This is a genomic window from Prauserella muralis, assembly GCF_003202285.1.
Taxonomy (GTDB): Bacteria; Actinomycetota; Actinomycetes; order Mycobacteriales; family Pseudonocardiaceae; genus Prauserella_B; species Prauserella_B muralis.
Map to the genome: position 1 here is coordinate 618,999 of NZ_MASW01000001.1, position 16,296 is coordinate 635,294.

A 16,296-nucleotide genomic window follows, 5' to 3' on the forward strand; every position below is an offset into this window, starting at 1 on the left:
CCTGGACGGCGGAGCCGCGCGCGATAAGTCCCGTGTGGACACCGTCGTTGGCTCCACAGGGCACCGATCGCCGCGCGGCGCCCCAGCGAGGTTACGAAAAGGACACGGGTACGTCACCAACGCGTGTCATGAAACACAGATCAAGTCGCCGATCCCGAGCAACCCCGCCGCCACCCGGTTACTCACACCACACCCAGCCGCGCGGCAAGCTCCCCAATGCGGCATTGGTGGCGCTCAACTTCCCCAATGCGGCATTGGTGGCGTTCAACGTGACGAATGCCGCATTGGGGAGATGTGGTGCAGCCCGGCCGGGCACACCCCCGGTCGCCTGCGTCAGCTGCGCTGGTACTCCTCCCAGGTCACCTTCTTCACCTGGGGACCGTCGTCCTTGCCGTTGTCGGCCAGCCCGTTGCGGCCCTCGAAGTACGCGCCGACCTGCCGTTGGGCCTCTGGGGACAGGTCGGTGTCACTGATCGCGACGGCGTGGATGTGCGCGGCCCACGGGCCCTGGCTCGGCGAGCGGTACCACGCCGCGAAGCCCACCTGACGCAGTGCCTTCACCGCGGCCGTGCTGCTCGGCAGACCGCGGACCGAGATGTCCACGGCGCCGCCGCCGTCGTGGGTGCCACCGGAGGCGTCGACGCCCCCGTAGGAGCCCTGGGTCACGGTGAAGCTCACGCCGGCACGCTTCTCCGCGGCCTTCACCATGTCGGCGGTGCGCCGGTTCACCGGCTCACCGTCCATTGTGGTCCGGCCGCCGATGTTGATGACGCGGGTGAGCGTGTAGCGGCCCTTGCCGAGCGCGGACAGCGACCCCTTGCCCGGCAGGCCACTGGCGGCCAGACCGCTGTAGCCGAGCGAGCGCTGGTAGGCGGCGTAGGCGCTGACCGTCGAGGTGCCGAAGTGGCCGTCGACGTACTTGCTCGCGAGGAATCCCTTGTCGGCGAGGGCATCCTCGACCTTCGTCACGCTCGGCCCGGACCCGTCGGTGACATCCTGGCCGGACTTGTACGGATCCCACATGGCCGCCTTGATCACGGCCTCCATGTTCACCGTCGTCGCGGGCGCGGCGACGCTCGGCGCGGGGGCGGCCGTGCCCGTCGCGCCGAGCAGCGCGCCCGAGAGCACCGTCAGCGCCACGGCGGTGGCGAGTGTGCGCATGATCGCTCCTTCCTGTGCAAGGGGATGGCGGCGAGGTCAGCCGCAGTGCTCGAACGGACTGGTGTACTTCTGCGAGCCGAGGGAACCGCCCCATTGCACGCAGGTACCGGGGGCCTTCTTGCGCACGGGACCGGCATAGTAGGTGTACTGGCCGGAGTCGGTCGTCCGCGAGCCGTCCTTCACCTCCAGGAACGCCGACGCCGCGGTCTTCGTGTCCAGCGAGGCCGACTTGAGCGTGACGACACAGTTGTTGCCGTTGCCGGAGTTGTACATCAGATACACCGTTCCGGCCCTGCCGAGCGCGTGGCGGTCGATCACCGAGTAACCCGATCCGCAGACCTCCTTCGGGGTGTACGGGTTGGCGCCGCCGCCGGCACAGTTGTTCTTGCTCGTGAACGAGGTGTGGCCGTAGTAGGGCACGGACCGGCCGTTCAGCACGGCCTTGCGGGTGCTGCCGTTGTGGTTCTGCTCGTAGTGCAGGTGCGGGCCGGTGACGCCGCCGGTCGCGCCCGCCTCGCCGATCTTGGTGCCGAGGCCGACCTGCTGGCCCTCGCTCACCGACTGCACCGACAGGTGGGCGTACCTGGTGGTCCAGCCGCCACCGTGGCTGATCTCGATCCACTTGCCGTAGCTCTCGCCGGGGGCCGTGCTGTCGACCCGGGTCACCGTGCCCGCGGCCGAGGCGACCACCGTGTCGCCCGTGATGCCGGACTTCTGGAAGTCCACCGAGTTGGCGGGACGGTGACCGCTGAACGTCGCGGCGGTGGCGGTGTAACCGCACGGAAACGGCATCTGGAAGTTCGGTGCGGCCGACGCCTGCGGTGCGCCGCCGACCAACAGCGCGGCCGCGGTGGTGGCCGCGACGGCGCCGAGTGCTGCGAGCCTTCTGCTGAGTCTCATGGGGTTCTCCGTGGTTCGCGTGATCATGTGGCGGGTTGTTCAGCGGGTGCGCTGGTACTGCTCCCACGTGCGGATGGGTTTCACCTCCGGTCCGTCGTCGGGGGCTTCGTTGGCGAGGCCGTTGCGGCCCAGGTAGTAGTCACCTGCCTGGTGCTGGGCCGGGCTCGACAGGTCCGGATCACCGAGCGCGATGGCGTGGATGTGATGGGGCCAGTCGCCCTGATCGGGCGTCCGGTGCCACGCGGCGAAACCGACCTTTCGCAGCGCTGTCACGACCTTCGTCCGCGTCGCCGTGGTCATGTCGTCGACGTTGATGTCGACGGCCCCGCCCCCGTCATGGGTTCCGGCGGACGTCGGGTCGCCCCCGGGGTTGTACGAACCCTGGTCGACCACCAGCGTGCGGCCGAGCAGCCGTTGCGCCTCCACCAGCATCGCCTTGGTGCGGGCGTTGACGACCTTGCCGGTGTGGGTGGTGCGGGTGCCGGGCCTCACGACATGAGTGACGTCGAACCGGCCCTCGCCGAGCCGCCGCAGCGACTCCTCACCGGGCAGGCCGTTGGCGGCGAGCCCTGCATAGCCGAGTGAGTGCTGGTGGTCGGCGTAGGCCGCGACGGTCCTCGTGCCGAAGTGGCCGTCCACGTACTGGGGGCCGAGCAGCCCTTTCGCGCGCAGGGCCTGTTCGACGGCCGTGACACTGGCACCCGCGCCGGGCGTCATCGTCTGGTCCGGGCGCTGCGGGTCGATCTGGGCGGCACGCAGCACCGCCGCCATGTCGACCGTCGCGTCGGCGGGGCCCGAGCCGGGCGAGTCGGAGGCGGCGGCCGGGACGGCCGCCAGTGCCGCCAGCCCCGTGACCGTTGCGGCGATGCCGGCTCCGGCCGGTGGTGTTCTCACGAGCCGCTCCTTGCGTCGATGGACAACACGGAAGCGACCCTGGCCCGGCTGCGCGCGGTCCGGTACCCGGGTGACGATCTTCCTGACGTCAGAAGGGCCCGTATGACAGCGCTGTGCGGTGGGCAGACGCCGGAGCCGCCCTGTTCGCCGCCGGATCGGCGGCCCCTTGCGCATCGGCGTTGACAAGCCACAAGATGAGACGACAAGTCGTGTCAAATTGACAGCTCTGTGGCGGCGCAGCGACGCTGACCGGTACGCCCAGGGAGGACAGCGTGCCCAGACCGGAAGCCGTGGAGAGACCGGCCCCGCTCGAAGAGTTCATGGCGGAGCTGAGGCGGTTGCGCGAGCAGGCGGGTGCGCCCTCGTTCCGCCGCATGGCGGCGACGTCGGGCGCCGTCTCGCACGCCACGCTGCATCTCACGATCACGGGGCGTCGCCTGCAACCCTGGGAGACGGTGCGCGAGTTCGTGCGCGCCTGCGGTGGGGACGAGGCGCAGTGGCATGCGCGCTGGCAGGAGGTGTCGCTCGCGCTGTCGGAGGAACAGCGCCGAGCCGTGCCCGCCGACCACGACGAGCCCGCCGCGACCGGCCCGGACCCGGGTGAGGGCGGGTCCGGCCGGTCCCGGGTGCGACGGCGGCCGCTGTGGCTGCTCGCGCCACTGGCCGCCGCCGCCGTCGCGCTGATCGCCGTCGTGGTGGTACGGACCACCTCGGCCGACGGCACGGAATCCGGCGCCGCCGACCTGCGCGCCATGGTGCACGAGGGCGACGCCAGCAAGTTCCTCCGCGACGTGACCTACCCCGACGGCACCGTCGTGAAGCCCGATTCGCAGTTCGTGAAGGTCTGGGAGATCCGCAACACCGGCTCAGTGGAATGGCGGAACCGCTACCTGCAACGGATCGACCTGCCCATCGGTCCCGACGACTGCAGCACCCCCGAACGCATTCCGGTCAACCACACGCGTCCCCAGCAGAACGTGCAGATCACCGTGACGGTGCGGACTCCCGCGACAGCACCGGTCGACTGCAGGGTGCGCTGGAAGATGGTCGACGAGTCGGGCCGGATGCTGATGCCCGGCTACCGTCCCATCTACTTCGAGGTGCGGGTGCGCGAATAGGCACCGTGCCCGGTCAGTTCACCACCCGAAACCGCAGGTGTGTCGCGGCCGGGGTGGTCAGCGCGCCGGTACGCTCCAGCGTCACCGCCGAGTCGAGCGTGTCGAACAGCCGCGTGCCCCCGCCGATCAGCACCGGGACCACGTGCACGTGGATCTCGTCGACGAGTCCCAGCGGCAGGCACTGCTGCATCACGGTCGCGCCGTGCAGGCCGACGACCTTGTCCCCGGCCGCGTTCTTGGCCAGCTCGATCGCGCTGGCCACGCCGTCGGTGACGAACGTGTACGTCGAGGGATGGGACTCGGCCGGCTCGTGGTGCGTGACCACGAAGCACGGGGCGCCACCGAGCGGGCCGTGCTCGCCCCACATCTCCACACACTTGTCGAACGACCTGCGGCCCATCACCACCGCGCCGGTGCCGGCAAGCCCTTCCTGCAGCAGTGCCCGGTCGTCGTCGGTGGCGCTGTCGAACAACCAGTCGTGCAGCATGCCCGCGCCGTCGCCGAACGGGTTCTCGCGGCTGTCGTTCGGTCCGGTCACGAAACCGTCGAGCGACATCGACATGTCGGAAATGACGCGTGCCATGGGACTGTCCTTTCTCCTGGCCCGGTGGGCGCTGTCCTGGTCTCGGCAACGCGTCGAACGGGCAGGCCGCCATTCGACAGCCCCGGAGAAAAGAATCCCTAGCCTGTGCGGATGCCCCGCCACACCAGGTCGACCAGTGCGGCCGTCCGGCCCTGCCAGTCGTCGTCGGGGTCGAGGAAGAGCAGGCCCATGAGCCCGCTCATCACGGTCTCCGCGTCCACGTCCGGCCGCACCAGTCCAGCCTCGACGTTGGCCCGCAGCAGTTCCTCCATCGCACCGAGGATGGACTCGACCCCGCTGAACGGCAGCGAGCCGCGGTGCGCCGTCGCCACGGCGAGCGCTTCCGCCAGGCCGCGCTTGGTCATCGCGTACCGCGCGACGTGGTCCGTGGCCCACGCCCGGAAGGCTTCGGCAGGACCGGCCTGCTCCAGCAGTTCCGGCACGACGTCCACCAGGTGCCGCACCTCGCGGTCGTAGACGGCGAGGATCAGCTTCTCCGGCGTGGGGAAGTGCCGGTACACCGTGCCGACGCCGACCCCGGCCTGTTTCGCGATCGCGTTGAACGACACCTGGGCCGACTCGGCGAGCGCCTCGGCCGCCACGGCGAGGATGCGCTCGTGGTTGCGCCGGGTGTCGGCACGCCGCGGGCTGACCGAACCCGTCGTCATCGTTCCTCCCGATCCACCTGCGCCGGAGACGCTCGTTCGGCGCCCTGACCACCACGCTAAACGCCCGCACCTGGAGTTGCTCCGGGTGTACCGTTCGTTGCGAAGCGGATAGTAATCCGATAGCTTGGTCTCACCTGACCGGATAAGTATCCGCTTGGGTTTCCGGTCGGCCTGCCCGGGGGCGGCCCACCACAACCCCTACGTCGCCAGGGAAGAAGCAGTGGACATCTCACTCGAAGTGAACGGGCACGTCGAACAGCTGAGCGTCGATCCCGGCGTCACCCTGCTCGACGCGCTGCGCGAGCGGCTCGGGATCACCGGGCCCAAGAAGGGCTGCGACAGGGGCCAGTGCGGCGCGTGCACGGTGCACGTCGACGGCAGGCCCGTGCTGTCCTGCCTGACGCTGGCCGCCACCGTGGCCAAGCCGGTCACCACCGTGGAAGGACTGTCCTCACCGGACGAACTGCATCCGGTGCAGCAGGCGTTCGCCGACCAGGACGCCCTTCAGTGCGGCTTCTGCACGCCGGGCCAGATCATGTCCGCCGTGGCCGCGGTCGAGCAGGAGGTGGAGGACGTCCGGGAGTTCATGTCCGGCAACCTGTGCCGCTGCTCGGCCTACCCGAACATCGTCAAGGCAGTCGAGCAGGCGAGGAGCGCCGATGCGAGCCTTTGAACTGACCGCCCCCACCACCGTCGACGACGCGCTCGCGTCGTCCGGCACCTACCTGGCCGGCGGCACCACTCTCGTCGACCTCATGAAGCTCGACGTCCTCACGCCACGACACGTGCTGGACATCAACGGACTGCCACTGCGAGGCATCGACACCGCCGACGGGCTGCGGATCGGTGCGCTGGAACGGCTGGCCGACATCGCCGCGCATCCGGGCGTGTACCCGGCGATCTCCCGCGCACTGCAGCTGAGCGCGTCGCAGCAGCTGCGCACCATGGCCAGCATCGGCGGCAATCTGATGCAGCGCACCCGCTGCACGTACTTCCGCGACGTGGCGATGCCCTGCAACCGGCGCGAACCCGGCACCGGGTGCCCTGCCATCCCGGGCGCCCACCGCATGCACGCGATTCTCGGCACCAGTGACGCGTGCGTCGCCACTCACCCCAGTGACGTGGCCGTCGCCCTCGTCGCGCTCGACGCCGAGATCCGGCTCGCCGGGCCCGACGGCGAACGCACCGTCGAGCTGGCCCGCTTCTACCGCACGCCCGGCGACACCCCCCACGTCGAACACGATCTGCGCGCAGGCGAGCTCATCACCGAGGTGCGCGTGCCGCGCCTGGACTGGGCCGCCAACTCGACCTACGTCAAGGTGCGCGACCGCCAGTCCTACGAGTTCGCGCTGTGCTCGGCCGCCGTCGCGGTCGACGTCCGGGACGGGATCGTCGCCGACGCCCGGGTGGCCGCCGGCGGCGTCGCCACCGTGCCCTGGCGGCTTCGGGCCGTCGAGGCGGCGTTGCGCGGCAAGCCCGCGACGGAGGACTCGTTCGCCGAGGCGGCTTCCCGGGCCGTCGACGGCGCCAGCCCCCTGCCGCAGAACGGTTTCAAGCTGTCCCTGCTGCCGCGGACGATCGTCCGCGCCCTGCTCGAGGTCACCGAGGGGAGTCGCTGATGGCCGCACGGGTGGACGCGCCGCTGAAGGTCACCGGCCGCGCGAAGTACGGTGTGGACAACAACGTCCCCGGCATGGTGTACGGCTACGTGGTGGTGAGCACCATCGCGCACGGCGAGGTCGAGAGCATGGACGTCACGGCCGCGAAGAGCGCGCCGGGCGTGCTCGCGGTGTACTCGCCGTTCGACCCGCTGGTCCTGCGCACGCCGACGATGCCGATCATCGGCCAAACGTGGGTTCCCCTTCAGGACAAGGCCATCACCTACCACGGGCAGCCGGTCGCGTTCGTCGTGGCGGAGACGTTCGAGCAGGCCCGGGACGCCGCCATGCTGGTCGAGGTCACCTACCGGGAGCTGCCCGCGCTGACCTCACTCGAGGACGGCCTGGAGACCGCGGTGGAGGCGGCGCCGGGGCACGTGTCCGCGCCGCCGACGCTGACGGTGCTCGCGGCCGGTGTCGAGTCGATCGAGGACGCCCTGGCGGAAAGCCCGGTGGTCGTGGAGTCCACATACCACACGGCGCCGCAGAACCACACGCCGATGGAGCCGCATTCCGCGGTCGCGGTGTGGGAACAGGGCTCGCTCACCGTCTACAGCGGAAACCAGGGCAGCGACCTGCAGGCGGCCGAACTGGCCATGGCGCTGGAACTCGACCCGTCGCGGGTCCACGCGGTGAACCCGTTCGTCGGTGGCGCTTTCGGAGGCAAGGGCCGCACGTCGGTGCCCGCGTTCCTGGCGGCCGCCGCGTCGCGGGCACTCGGCAGGCCGGTGAAGGCGTCGTTGACCCGGGAGCAGGTGTTCACGGCGACGGCGGGCCGCGCGGCGACGGTCCAGCGCATCGCACTGGGCGCGGAGCGGGACGGCTCGCTCGTCGCGCTGCGGCACGACTCGTGGTGCAACACGGACACCGAGCGCTCGTTCATCGAGCCGACGTCGCACGGCACGTCCCGGGAGTGGTACGCGACGCGGAACCTGGCGATCAGTCAGCGGATCGTGCCGCTGAACCTGCCGCCGACGACGTTCATGCGGGCGCCGGGAGAGGCGCCCGGCTCGTTCGCGTTGGAAAGCGCGATGGACGAGCTGGCCGTCGCGCTGGACATGGACCCGATCGAGCTGCGGCAGCGGAACAACTCGCTCGCACCGCCCGGAAACGAGCTGCAGTGGTCGAGCAAGCACCTCGACGAGTGTCTCCGGATCGGCGCGCAACGGTTCGGCTGGGCGGACCGTTCACCGCGGGGCCACACCGACGGCGACTGGCTCGTCGGCATGGGCGTGGCCGTGGCGATGTTCCCCGCCCTGCGATTCCCGGCCTCGGTCGGGATCACGCTGCGCGCGGACGACACCGCGGACGTCGAGACCAGCGGCGCGGATCCCGGAACCGGCCTGCTGACCGTGCTGTCCTCGATCGGCGCCGAATCCCTGGACATTCCCGCTGACAAGATCACGCCGCGCCTCGGCGACTCGGCGTTGCCGCCCGGTGGCATGTCCGGCGGTTCGACCGCCACGGCCAGCACCGGCACGGCGATCATGGCGGGCGCGGCTCAGCTGATCGACGAGCTGCTGGCGGTGGCCTCGGCACCCGGCGCCCCGTTCGCGGGTCAGGAGGTCAGCTACGCCGACGGCCGCGTGCACGGCGACGGACGGAGCATGACCTTCGGCGAGGTGCTGCGCGCGGTGGGCCGGCCCAGCCTGTCGGTGGTCGGGTCGTCGGCGCCCGGCGAGGAGCTGACCAAGCACTCGTTCAGCTCGTTCGGTGCCCAGTTCGTCGAGGTCAGGGTGCACCGGCTGACCCGGGAGCCGAGGGTCTCGCGGATGCTCGGGGTGTTCGACGGGGGCCGGGTCATCAACCACCAGGCGGCCTACAGCCAGCTCGCGGGCGGCATGATCTGGGGCGTTTCGGCGGCGCTGCACGAGGGCTTCGAGGTCGAGCGCAGCGGGCGGTTCGCCAACGCCGATCTCGCCGGTTACCTGCTGCCCGTCAACGCCGACATCCCGGACATCGACGTGCACCTCGTCGAGTACCCGGACACGCTGCACAACGCCGTCGGCGCTCGGGGGCTCGGCGAGATCGGCACGGTCGGCGTGGCGGCGGCGATCGCGAACGCCATCTTCAACGCGACCGGAATCCGCGTGCGCCACATCCCGATCAGGATCGAGGACCTGCTGGACTGAAGCCTGACGCGCCGGGCTTGGTAGGCCGCCTGGGACTCGAACCCAGAACCCGAGGATTAAAAGTCCCCTGCTCTGCCAATTGAGCTAACGGCCCTCGGCGAGGAGTCTAGCGGGGCGCCAAGGCTGCCTCGTGAAGTGGGGAACCTCCGCTCGGCAGCGGGCGAACGGCTGGGATCGTGCGTCCGGCATGCCGTTCGGGCAGCGCGAGAGACCGGCGCACGCCCCGCCCCGGCAGTCCGGCTTTCAGCCGGCCGGGGCGGGGTCCGGCAGGTGCTGCAGGGCCTCCACCAGCGGCGCCAGCTCGGGCAGGTGCTGCGCCTCGACCAGCGCTTCGGCGAGCACGCTGTCGTGGGTGGGCCTGGCATGCTCCAGCAGCGCCCAGCCCGCCTTGGTGAGCTCGGTGTAGATGCCCCTGCGGTCGTCGCGGCAGAGCACGCGGGTCAGCAGTCCCCGCTCCTCCAGCCGGTTCACCAGCCGGGTGGAGGCGCTCGGCGAGAGCGCCGCCGCCCTGGCCAGCTGCTGCATCCGCATGTGCCAGCCGTCCTGCCTCGAGAGGGCGTCCAGCACGGTGAACTCCACCACCGACAGGCCGTGGTCCGCCTGCAACCGGCGCTCCAGCGCGGTCTCGATCAGCCCGTGCAGCGCGGCCAGGGTCCGCCAGCCTCGCGCGCGGACCTGCACGGCGTCGTCGGCGATTCCCATGGTCGGCCTTTCGTCGGCATCGTCGGAGGTGCTCGATACCAGGCTACCAATCGCGCACAACAATCAGCTCGTGCAACTAACTCGCGGCGACCGGGGCCGCGAGGACTGTCCGGGCCCGCGCGGCGGCACGCCGCTCCAGCGCCGCCGACAGCACGGCCAGCACCAGAGCCGACGCCGCGAGGGCGGCGCCGACCCAGTTCGGTGCCGTGTAGCCGAACCCCGCGGCGATGACCAGCCCGCCGAGCCAGGCAGCCAGCGCGTTGCCGAGGTTGAACGCCCCGATGTTCACCGCCGACGCCAGCGTGGGAGCGCCGTGCGCCTGGTCGAGGACCCGCTTCTGCAGTGGCGGCACCGTCGCGAAGCCGAGCGCTCCCACGAGCACGATCGTCACCGCCGAGGCCACCTGGTCGTGCGCGGTGAGCGCGAACACGGCGAGCAGCACGGCGAGCGCGCCCAGTGCGACGAACAGCATGGGCATGAGCGCCCGGTCGGCGAACCGGCCGCCGACGAGGTTGCCCGCCACCATGCCGAGCCCGAACAGCACCAGCAGCCAGGTCACCGAGCCCTCCGAGAACCCGGCGACCTCGGTCATCATCGGGGCGATGTAGGTGATGGCGGCGAACACGCCACCGAAGCCGAGCACGGTCATCGCCATCGCGAGCAGGACCTGCACGTTGCCGAGCGCCCTGATCTCGTGCCGCAGCCGCACTCCCTGCGGCTTCGGCAGGTCGGGCACCAGCCGGGCGATCCCGAGCAGCCCGACGAGGCCCAGCCCCGCGACGAGGGCGAACGTGAACCGCCAGCCGAGCGACTGCCCGATCAGCGTGCCGCCGGGGACACCGACCACGTTGGCGACGGTCAGCCCGGTGAACATCAGGGCGATCGCGCTCGCCCTGCGGTGCGGCGCCACGAGCTCGGCGGCCACCACGGCGCCGATGCCGAAGAACGCGCCGTGCGCGAGCGAGGCGAGGGTGCGCCCTGCCAGCATCACGCCGTACGCCGGCGCCACCGCGGAGAGCAGGTTGCCCGCGACGAACAGGCCCATCAACAGCATGAGCATGCGTTTCCGCGGGATCTTGGTGCCCAGCACCGTCATCACGGGCGCACCGAGCACCACCCCGAGTGCGTATCCCGTGACCAGCAGGCCCGCGGTGGGAATCGAGACGTCGAACTCCGTGGCGACCTGGGGCAGCAGTCCCATGATCACGAACTCGGTCGTGCCGATTCCGAAGGCCCCGATGGCCAGGGCGAGAAGTGCCAGCGGCATGGAAGGTCGCTTTCGGGTCAGCGAGGATGCGCGCGGCATCATTGCAAGCGCGCCTTACTTGCAGCGACAATACTTGCATACGCAGTATATTGCAAACGCCTGGCGCGGCACCCGTCACCGGATCGGGAGATTTGCCCGGTGATCTTCCGGGGTAGCCGGGCGCCGTGAGATCACGACTGACGACCCTGACCGCAGCCGGTTCCCTGCTTCTCACGCTGCTCGGCATCCCGCCCGCACCCGCATCGAAGACGGCGCCGCGCCCGCAGCTGGCCGAGAACTTCCCCGACCCGGAGGTGAGCCGGTTCGGCGGCTGGCAGTACGGCTACGCCACCGGCAGCAAGCAGCAACGCGTTCCGTACGCGATGGCCGACGCCGGCGGCCACAACTGGCGACTGCTGGGCGATGCGCTCCCGACGCCGCCCGCCTGGGCCGCCCCGGACGTCGGCGCGTGGGCCCCCGACGTGTCCCGGCGGCCGCGGGGCGACTACCTGATGTACTTCTCCATGGCGCGGGCAGGCGACCGGCTGATGTGCCTCGGCGCCGCACTCGCGCCGACCCCCGCAGGCCCGTTCCAGCCGGTCGGCCGCGAGCCACTGCTGTGCCAGCCCGAGCTCCACGGCACGATCGATCCCGCGAGCTTCGTGCGCTCCGACGGCAGCCGGTACCTGCTCTACAAGACCGACTCCCACCCCGCACGCATCTGGCTACGCCCGACGACGCCGGACGGCCTGCGCCTCGCGGGGCCGGCCGTCGAGTTGCTGCGCGCCGACCGGCCGCACGAGGACGGCGTCGTGGAGGCACCCGTCCTTGTCGAGCGGCCTTCGGCGTTCGTGCTGCTCTACGCCGCCAACGACTTCCGCAGCCGCGCCTACCAGACCCGCTACGCCACAGCGCCCACCCTGGGCGGGCCCTACACCAAGGCCGGCAGGGCGCTGCTGACCACGGACTCCGTCGGTGTGCGGTCGCCGGGCGGCGCCGACGTGGCGGGGCACCGGCTGTACTTCCACGGCTGGCTACCCGGGGCGAAATCCGTGCGCGCCCTCTATGGCGCGCCGCTACGCTGGGATGGCCCGCGGCCGGTCGCGGGCTAACGTTTGCGGTCGTGACCGGATCGTGGTGGTGGGACGTGCTGCTGGGCGCCGCGGTCGCGCTCGCCGTCACGTGGCTCGCGCTCATCGCCGCGCTGCTCGCGCTGCGGCCGCGAGGCGACCTGCTCCGCGAGGCGGTGCGGCTGCTGCCTGACGTCCTCCGGCTGGTGCGCCGGCTCGCGGCCGACCGGGAACTGCCCCGCGGGGCGCGGGTCAGGATCTGGCTGCTGCTTGCCTACCTCGCCTTACCGTTCGACCTGGTCCCGGACTTCGTGCCAGTCCTTGGCTACGCCGACGACGCGATCGTCGTGGCCGCCGTGCTGCGCTCGGTGGTGCGCCGTGCCGGGCTCGCCACGGTCGAACGGCACTGGCCCGGCACGCCCGACGGGTTCGCGGCGCTGCGCAGGATCACCGGCCTGTCCGGCCACGAGCGGCGCTGAGGCGCCCGGGTCCCACCGGTGGAACCGCCACACGCCACCTCGCCGCGAGCCCGGCCGGGCCCGCGGCGACGTGTCAGTCGGTCAGCACTTCCCGCAGCAACCGCAGTTGGGGCCCGTGCAGGAACCGCAGCAACCACATCCGCTCATCGCCGACCTCCAATCGTTCGACAGCGAAACGCCTGTCCCGCGAACCCACGGTAGGAACAGACCAGTCGCGACGGACACCACTAGCCGAGTGACACATGCCGACTTCGCTATGTGATCGCGCGGCGCACCGGACATCGGCCCAGTCACCTGACAGATGCCGAGCGCCGGTGCGGATTCCTACCGTCGGGGCCATGTCCGACACCACACTGAGGCTGGCCGTGATCATCGGCAGCACCCGCAAAGACAGGTTCGGCCCGGTTCCCGCGGCATGGTTCGCCGGCCAGGCCAAACAGCACGAGGACATGGAGGTCGACGTGATCGACCTCGCCGAAGTCCGGCTCTCGGCGGCTCTCGACAGCACCGGTGACGTGCGACCGCTGGGCGAACGGCTGGCGGCCGCCGACGCGTTCGTCGTGGTGACGCCGGAGTACAACCACAGCTTCCCCGCCTCGCTGAAGACCGCGATCGACCACTACGCACGCGAGTGGCAGGCCAAGCCGGTGGGGTTCGTCTCCTACGGCGGCATGGCCGGTGGCCTGCGCGCCGTCGAGCACCTCCGGCACGTGTTCTGCGAGCTCCACGCCACGACCGTGCGCGCGACCATCAGCTTCCACAACTTCTGGACCGTCTTCGACGACGACGGCATGCCGCGCGACACCGAGTCTGCGAACTCGGCCGCGAAGGCGATGCTCGACCAGCTCGCCTGGTGGGGCCACGCGCTGCGCGACGCCCGCACGGCACGCCCCTACGCAGCCTGATCCGAAGAGGACAGTTGACCTCGACTATAATCGAGGTTGCAGAGTGGCGGCATGACACTGAGTCCGCTCTCGACAACGCCCCCGCTGCTGGGGCGCGCCGGGGAGCTGGCCACGCTCGACCGGCTCCTCGGCGACGTCCGCCACGGGCGCGGTCACGCGCTCGTCGTCCGCGGTGAGGCAGGCATCGGCAAGTCCGCGCTGCTGCGCCACGCCCGCGACACGGCGGGCGATGCGCTGGTGCTGCACGGCGGCGCCGTGGAGGCGGAGGCGCACCTGCCCTTCGCCGGGCTGCACCTGCTGCTGCACCCGGTGCTGCACCGGATCGGCGAACTGCCCGCCGAGCAGGCCTCCGCCCTGCGCCGCGCGCTCGGCACCGGCACCGGCGGCCGCGCGGACCGCTTCGGCACCAACCTCGCCGTGCTCGGGCTGCTCGCGCTGCTGGCCCGCGAGCGACCGGTGCTGTGTTCGCTCGACGACGCGCACTGGCTCGACAGGGCCTCGGCGGAGGCCCTGCTCTTCGCCGCGAGGAGGATCGGCGAGCACCGCGCCCTGCTGCTGTTCGCGGCCCGCGACGTGCACGCCCCGCCGTTTCCCAGCGCGGGTGTTCCGGAGCTGCGACTGAGCGGACTGGAACCCGCCGCCGCCGAGGAGCTGCTCGTCCTGCACGCGGGCGACCTGCCCCGGCACCTGCGTGAGGAGGTGGCGGCGGAAGCGCGCGGCAACCCGCTCGCCCTGATCGAGCTCTCCGCCGCGCACCGCGAGGGCAGGGCGGGCAGCAGGCTCGGCGGCATCCCCGGCCTGCCGACCCAGAGCCGCATCCAGCATTCCTTCGCCGACCGGATCGCCGGGCTGCCGGAGAGCGCGGCGACCCTGCTGCTGGTGGCCGCGGCGGACGGCACGTGCGACACCGGCACGGTGCTGGACGCCGCCACGCTGCTGGGCTGCTCGATCGAGGACCTGCGCACGGCCGAGCTGGAGCAGCTCATCATGTTCACCGACAACTGCATCGGCTTCCGCCACCCGCTGATCAGGGCGGCCGCCTACCAGAGCGCCCCGGTGGCCCGGCGCCTCGCCGCGCACCGCGCGCTCGCCGAGGTGCTCGACAGCGAGGACAACGCCGACCGCAGGGCCTGGCAGCTCGCCGCGGCCAGCACCGGCCCCGACGAGCACGTGGCCCGCGCGCTGGAGGACACCGCCCAGCGCGCCAGGGCCCGCGGCGGCTATGTCGCCGTCGCAGACGCCTACGAACGGGCCGCGGCGCTCAGCCCCGCGCAGGACGAACGCGGCAGGCGGCTCACCGCCGCAGCCAGGGCGGCCGCCGACGCCGGTCAGCTGGAGCGAGCGTGCGAGCTGGCCCTCCAGGCGACGACCCAGCTGAGCGACCCGGTGGCGCAGGCCTGGGCGGCGATGATCCACGCGACCCTGTCGGAGGACCACGGCAACGCGCGGGAGGCACACCGCATCCTGGCGCGGACGGCGGGCTCGGTGGCCGCCCGCGAACCGTCCCTGGCAGGCAAGCTGCTGTTCTGGGCGGCGGCCTCGGCCTGGTCGGCGGGTGAACCCGACGCGACCCGCGCCGCGAGCGCGCTGGCGGAGGAGCTGGGCCTGCCGGACGCGCCGCTGGTGCGCCGGCTCGCGACGGCGGCGACCGCAGGGGTCGCCGAGGCGACGAGCGCGCTGCGCTCGCTGCTCGACGAGCAGGACGAGCTACCGCTGCACTGCACGGACCAGCCGCTGGCTCTGCGGGGGCAGGCCGAGCTCGCCCGGCTGCACCTGCTGCTCGGCGACGACCTCACGGCGCACGACCTTGCGGCCGGTGTCGCCGCGGACGCGCGCGCCCAGACCGCGGACGGGGTGCTGCCCCACGCGCTGGCCGTGCTCGCCGAGGCCAGGCTGCAGCTGGGGGACCACGAGGCCGCGCTGGCCGACGCGAGCGAGGGCAGGCGCATCGCCGAGGACATCGGCCAGCGGCGCAGCCTCGGCACGCTCGCCGGGACGCTCGCCAGGCTGGCCGCCATCGAGGGCGCCGAGCAGCGCACCGGCACCCTCGCGGCCGTGGCGGACCCTGCGCTCGCCCCGGCAGCGCTGGGGCTGCTCGACCTGGGCCTCGGCAGGCACGAGGCGGCGCTCGACCGGCTGACCTCGCTCGCCGGGGAGGCCGGCCCGCTTGACTCGGTCCGTGTGCTGCCCGACCTGGTCGAGGCCGCCGCGCGGGCGAGGCAGCCGCAGCGCGCGAGCGCCTGGCTCGCCGACTACGTCTGCTGGGCCGAGCGCACGGGCAGGCCGGGTGCGCTGGCGGTGGCCCTGCGCTCGCGGGCGCTGCTCGGGGAGCCCGAGCTGTTCGAGCGCGCCGTGGAGCTGCACGCCGCCGACGGCGGGCAGCCGTTCGAGAGGGCACGCACGGAGCTGCTCTACGGCGAGTGGCTGCGCCGCGCCCGCAGGCCCGCGAGGGCACGTGCGCTGCTGCGCTCGGCGGTCGCACAGTTCGACCGCCTCGGTGCCACACCGTGGGCGGAGCGGGCCCGCACCGAGCTGCGGGCCAGTGGCGAGAGCCTGACCACCGCAGCCTCGGCGGCCCGGGCCGCCGAGCGCCTGACCCCACAGGAGCGGCGCATCGCGCGGCTGGCCGCCGCGGGGCTGAGCAACCGTGAGATCGGCTCGCGGCTGTTCCTCAGCCCGAGAACCGTCGGCTACCACCTGTACAAGGCGTATCCGAAGCTCGGCGTCGCCTCCCGCGGCGAGCTGGCGAAACTGGAACTGGGCGAGAGCGGCTGATCGGC

15 protein-coding genes and 1 tRNA gene are annotated in these 16,296 nt (G+C 71.9%); 8 read left to right on the plus strand and 8 right to left on the minus strand.

The genetic code is table 11. The features are described from left to right. Positions 1-333: 333 nt before the first annotated feature. The 3 genes from BAY60_RS03830 to BAY60_RS03840 are packed head-to-tail and all read right to left on the minus strand — an operon-like array spanning position 334 to position 2,955. On the minus strand, positions 334-1,161 hold the full coding sequence (locus BAY60_RS03830) for a peptidoglycan-binding domain-containing protein (RefSeq protein ID WP_112279414.1): 828 nt from the start codon (positions 1,159-1,161) through the stop codon (positions 334-336). Positions 1,162-1,197: 36 nt separating this feature from the next. Next, a complete protein-coding gene (locus tag BAY60_RS03835) occupies positions 1,198-2,061 on the minus strand; it encodes a M23 family metallopeptidase (protein ID WP_112279415.1) in 864 nt (287 codons plus the stop codon). Between the two features lie 39 nt (positions 2,062-2,100). Further along, positions 2,101-2,955, minus strand: a complete 855-nt coding sequence (locus BAY60_RS03840) for a peptidoglycan-binding domain-containing protein (RefSeq protein WP_245992312.1) — start codon at positions 2,953-2,955, stop codon at positions 2,101-2,103. A gap of 272 nt (positions 2,956-3,227) precedes the next feature. Between BAY60_RS03840 and BAY60_RS03845 the strand changes: the two genes are divergently transcribed. Beyond that, on the plus strand, positions 3,228-4,073 hold the full coding sequence (locus BAY60_RS03845; RefSeq protein WP_112279416.1) for an NBR1-Ig-like domain-containing protein: 846 nt from the start codon (positions 3,228-3,230) through the stop codon (positions 4,071-4,073). 13 nt (positions 4,074-4,086) lie between these two features. Here the strand turns inward: BAY60_RS03845 and BAY60_RS03850 are convergent, their stop codons facing one another. Together BAY60_RS03850 and BAY60_RS03855 are read right to left on the minus strand one after the other, a co-directional pair. Further along, entirely contained in the window at positions 4,087-4,656 is a 570-nt protein-coding gene (locus BAY60_RS03850; RefSeq protein ID WP_112279417.1) for a dihydrofolate reductase family protein, read from the minus strand. Positions 4,657-4,754: 98 nt separating this feature from the next. Further along, positions 4,755-5,324 (minus strand): TetR/AcrR family transcriptional regulator, encoded by a 570-nt coding sequence (locus BAY60_RS03855; RefSeq protein ID WP_112279418.1) that lies wholly within the window; start codon positions 5,322-5,324, stop codon positions 4,755-4,757. Between the two features lie 220 nt (positions 5,325-5,544). On the opposite strand from BAY60_RS03855, the gene BAY60_RS03860 reads away from it, so the two are divergent. Genes BAY60_RS03860 through BAY60_RS03870 form a run of 3 tightly spaced genes read left to right on the plus strand, consistent with a single transcriptional unit; the run spans position 5,545 to position 9,114 of the window. Further along, positions 5,545-5,997 carry a (2Fe-2S)-binding protein gene (locus BAY60_RS03860; RefSeq protein ID WP_112279419.1) on the plus strand — a complete coding sequence of 151 codons (453 nt, stop codon included), beginning with the start codon at positions 5,545-5,547 and terminating at the stop codon, positions 5,995-5,997. Then, on the plus strand, positions 5,984-6,943 hold the full coding sequence (locus BAY60_RS03865) for an FAD binding domain-containing protein (protein WP_112279420.1): 960 nt from the start codon (positions 5,984-5,986) through the stop codon (positions 6,941-6,943). The genes BAY60_RS03860 and BAY60_RS03865 overlap by 14 nt, the downstream gene beginning before the upstream one ends. Further along, a complete protein-coding gene (locus BAY60_RS03870; protein WP_112279421.1) occupies positions 6,943-9,114 on the plus strand; it encodes a xanthine dehydrogenase family protein molybdopterin-binding subunit in 2,172 nt (723 codons plus the stop codon). The genes BAY60_RS03865 and BAY60_RS03870 overlap by 1 nt, the downstream gene beginning before the upstream one ends. Before the next feature lie 18 nt (positions 9,115-9,132). On the opposite strand, the gene BAY60_RS03875 is transcribed toward BAY60_RS03870, so the two are convergent. The 3 genes from BAY60_RS03875 to BAY60_RS03885 form a co-directional block, all read right to left on the minus strand. Then, positions 9,133-9,208: transfer RNA gene (locus BAY60_RS03875), tRNA-Lys, on the minus strand. A 149-nt stretch (positions 9,209-9,357) separates the two neighbouring features. Then, positions 9,358-9,816 (minus strand): MarR family winged helix-turn-helix transcriptional regulator, encoded by a 459-nt coding sequence (locus BAY60_RS03880; RefSeq protein ID WP_112279422.1) that lies wholly within the window; start codon positions 9,814-9,816, stop codon positions 9,358-9,360. Between the two features lie 76 nt (positions 9,817-9,892). Next, entirely contained in the window at positions 9,893-11,083 is a 1,191-nt protein-coding gene (locus BAY60_RS03885; protein WP_112279423.1) for an MFS transporter, read from the minus strand. A 164-nt stretch (positions 11,084-11,247) separates the two neighbouring features. On the opposite strand from BAY60_RS03885, the gene BAY60_RS03890 reads away from it, so the two are divergent. The 4 genes from BAY60_RS03890 to BAY60_RS03905 all read left to right on the plus strand — a co-directional run bounded on the left by BAY60_RS03890 (position 11,248) and on the right by BAY60_RS03905 (position 16,291). Continuing rightward, positions 11,248-12,174 (plus strand): glycoside hydrolase family 43 protein, encoded by a 927-nt coding sequence (locus tag BAY60_RS03890; protein ID WP_112279424.1) that lies wholly within the window; start codon positions 11,248-11,250, stop codon positions 12,172-12,174. A gap of 11 nt (positions 12,175-12,185) precedes the next feature. Beyond that, complete coding sequence (locus BAY60_RS03895) at positions 12,186-12,611, plus strand: YkvA family protein (protein WP_112279425.1); 426 nt, start codon at positions 12,186-12,188, stop codon at positions 12,609-12,611. Positions 12,612-12,949: 338 nt separating this feature from the next. Then, positions 12,950-13,516, plus strand: coding sequence for an NADPH-dependent FMN reductase (locus BAY60_RS03900; RefSeq protein ID WP_112279426.1), 567 nt, complete (start codon positions 12,950-12,952; stop codon positions 13,514-13,516). Between the two features lie 51 nt (positions 13,517-13,567). Continuing rightward, entirely contained in the window at positions 13,568-16,291 is a 2,724-nt protein-coding gene (locus tag BAY60_RS03905) for a helix-turn-helix transcriptional regulator (protein WP_112279427.1), read from the plus strand. The last annotated feature ends 5 nt before the right edge of the window (positions 16,292-16,296 follow it).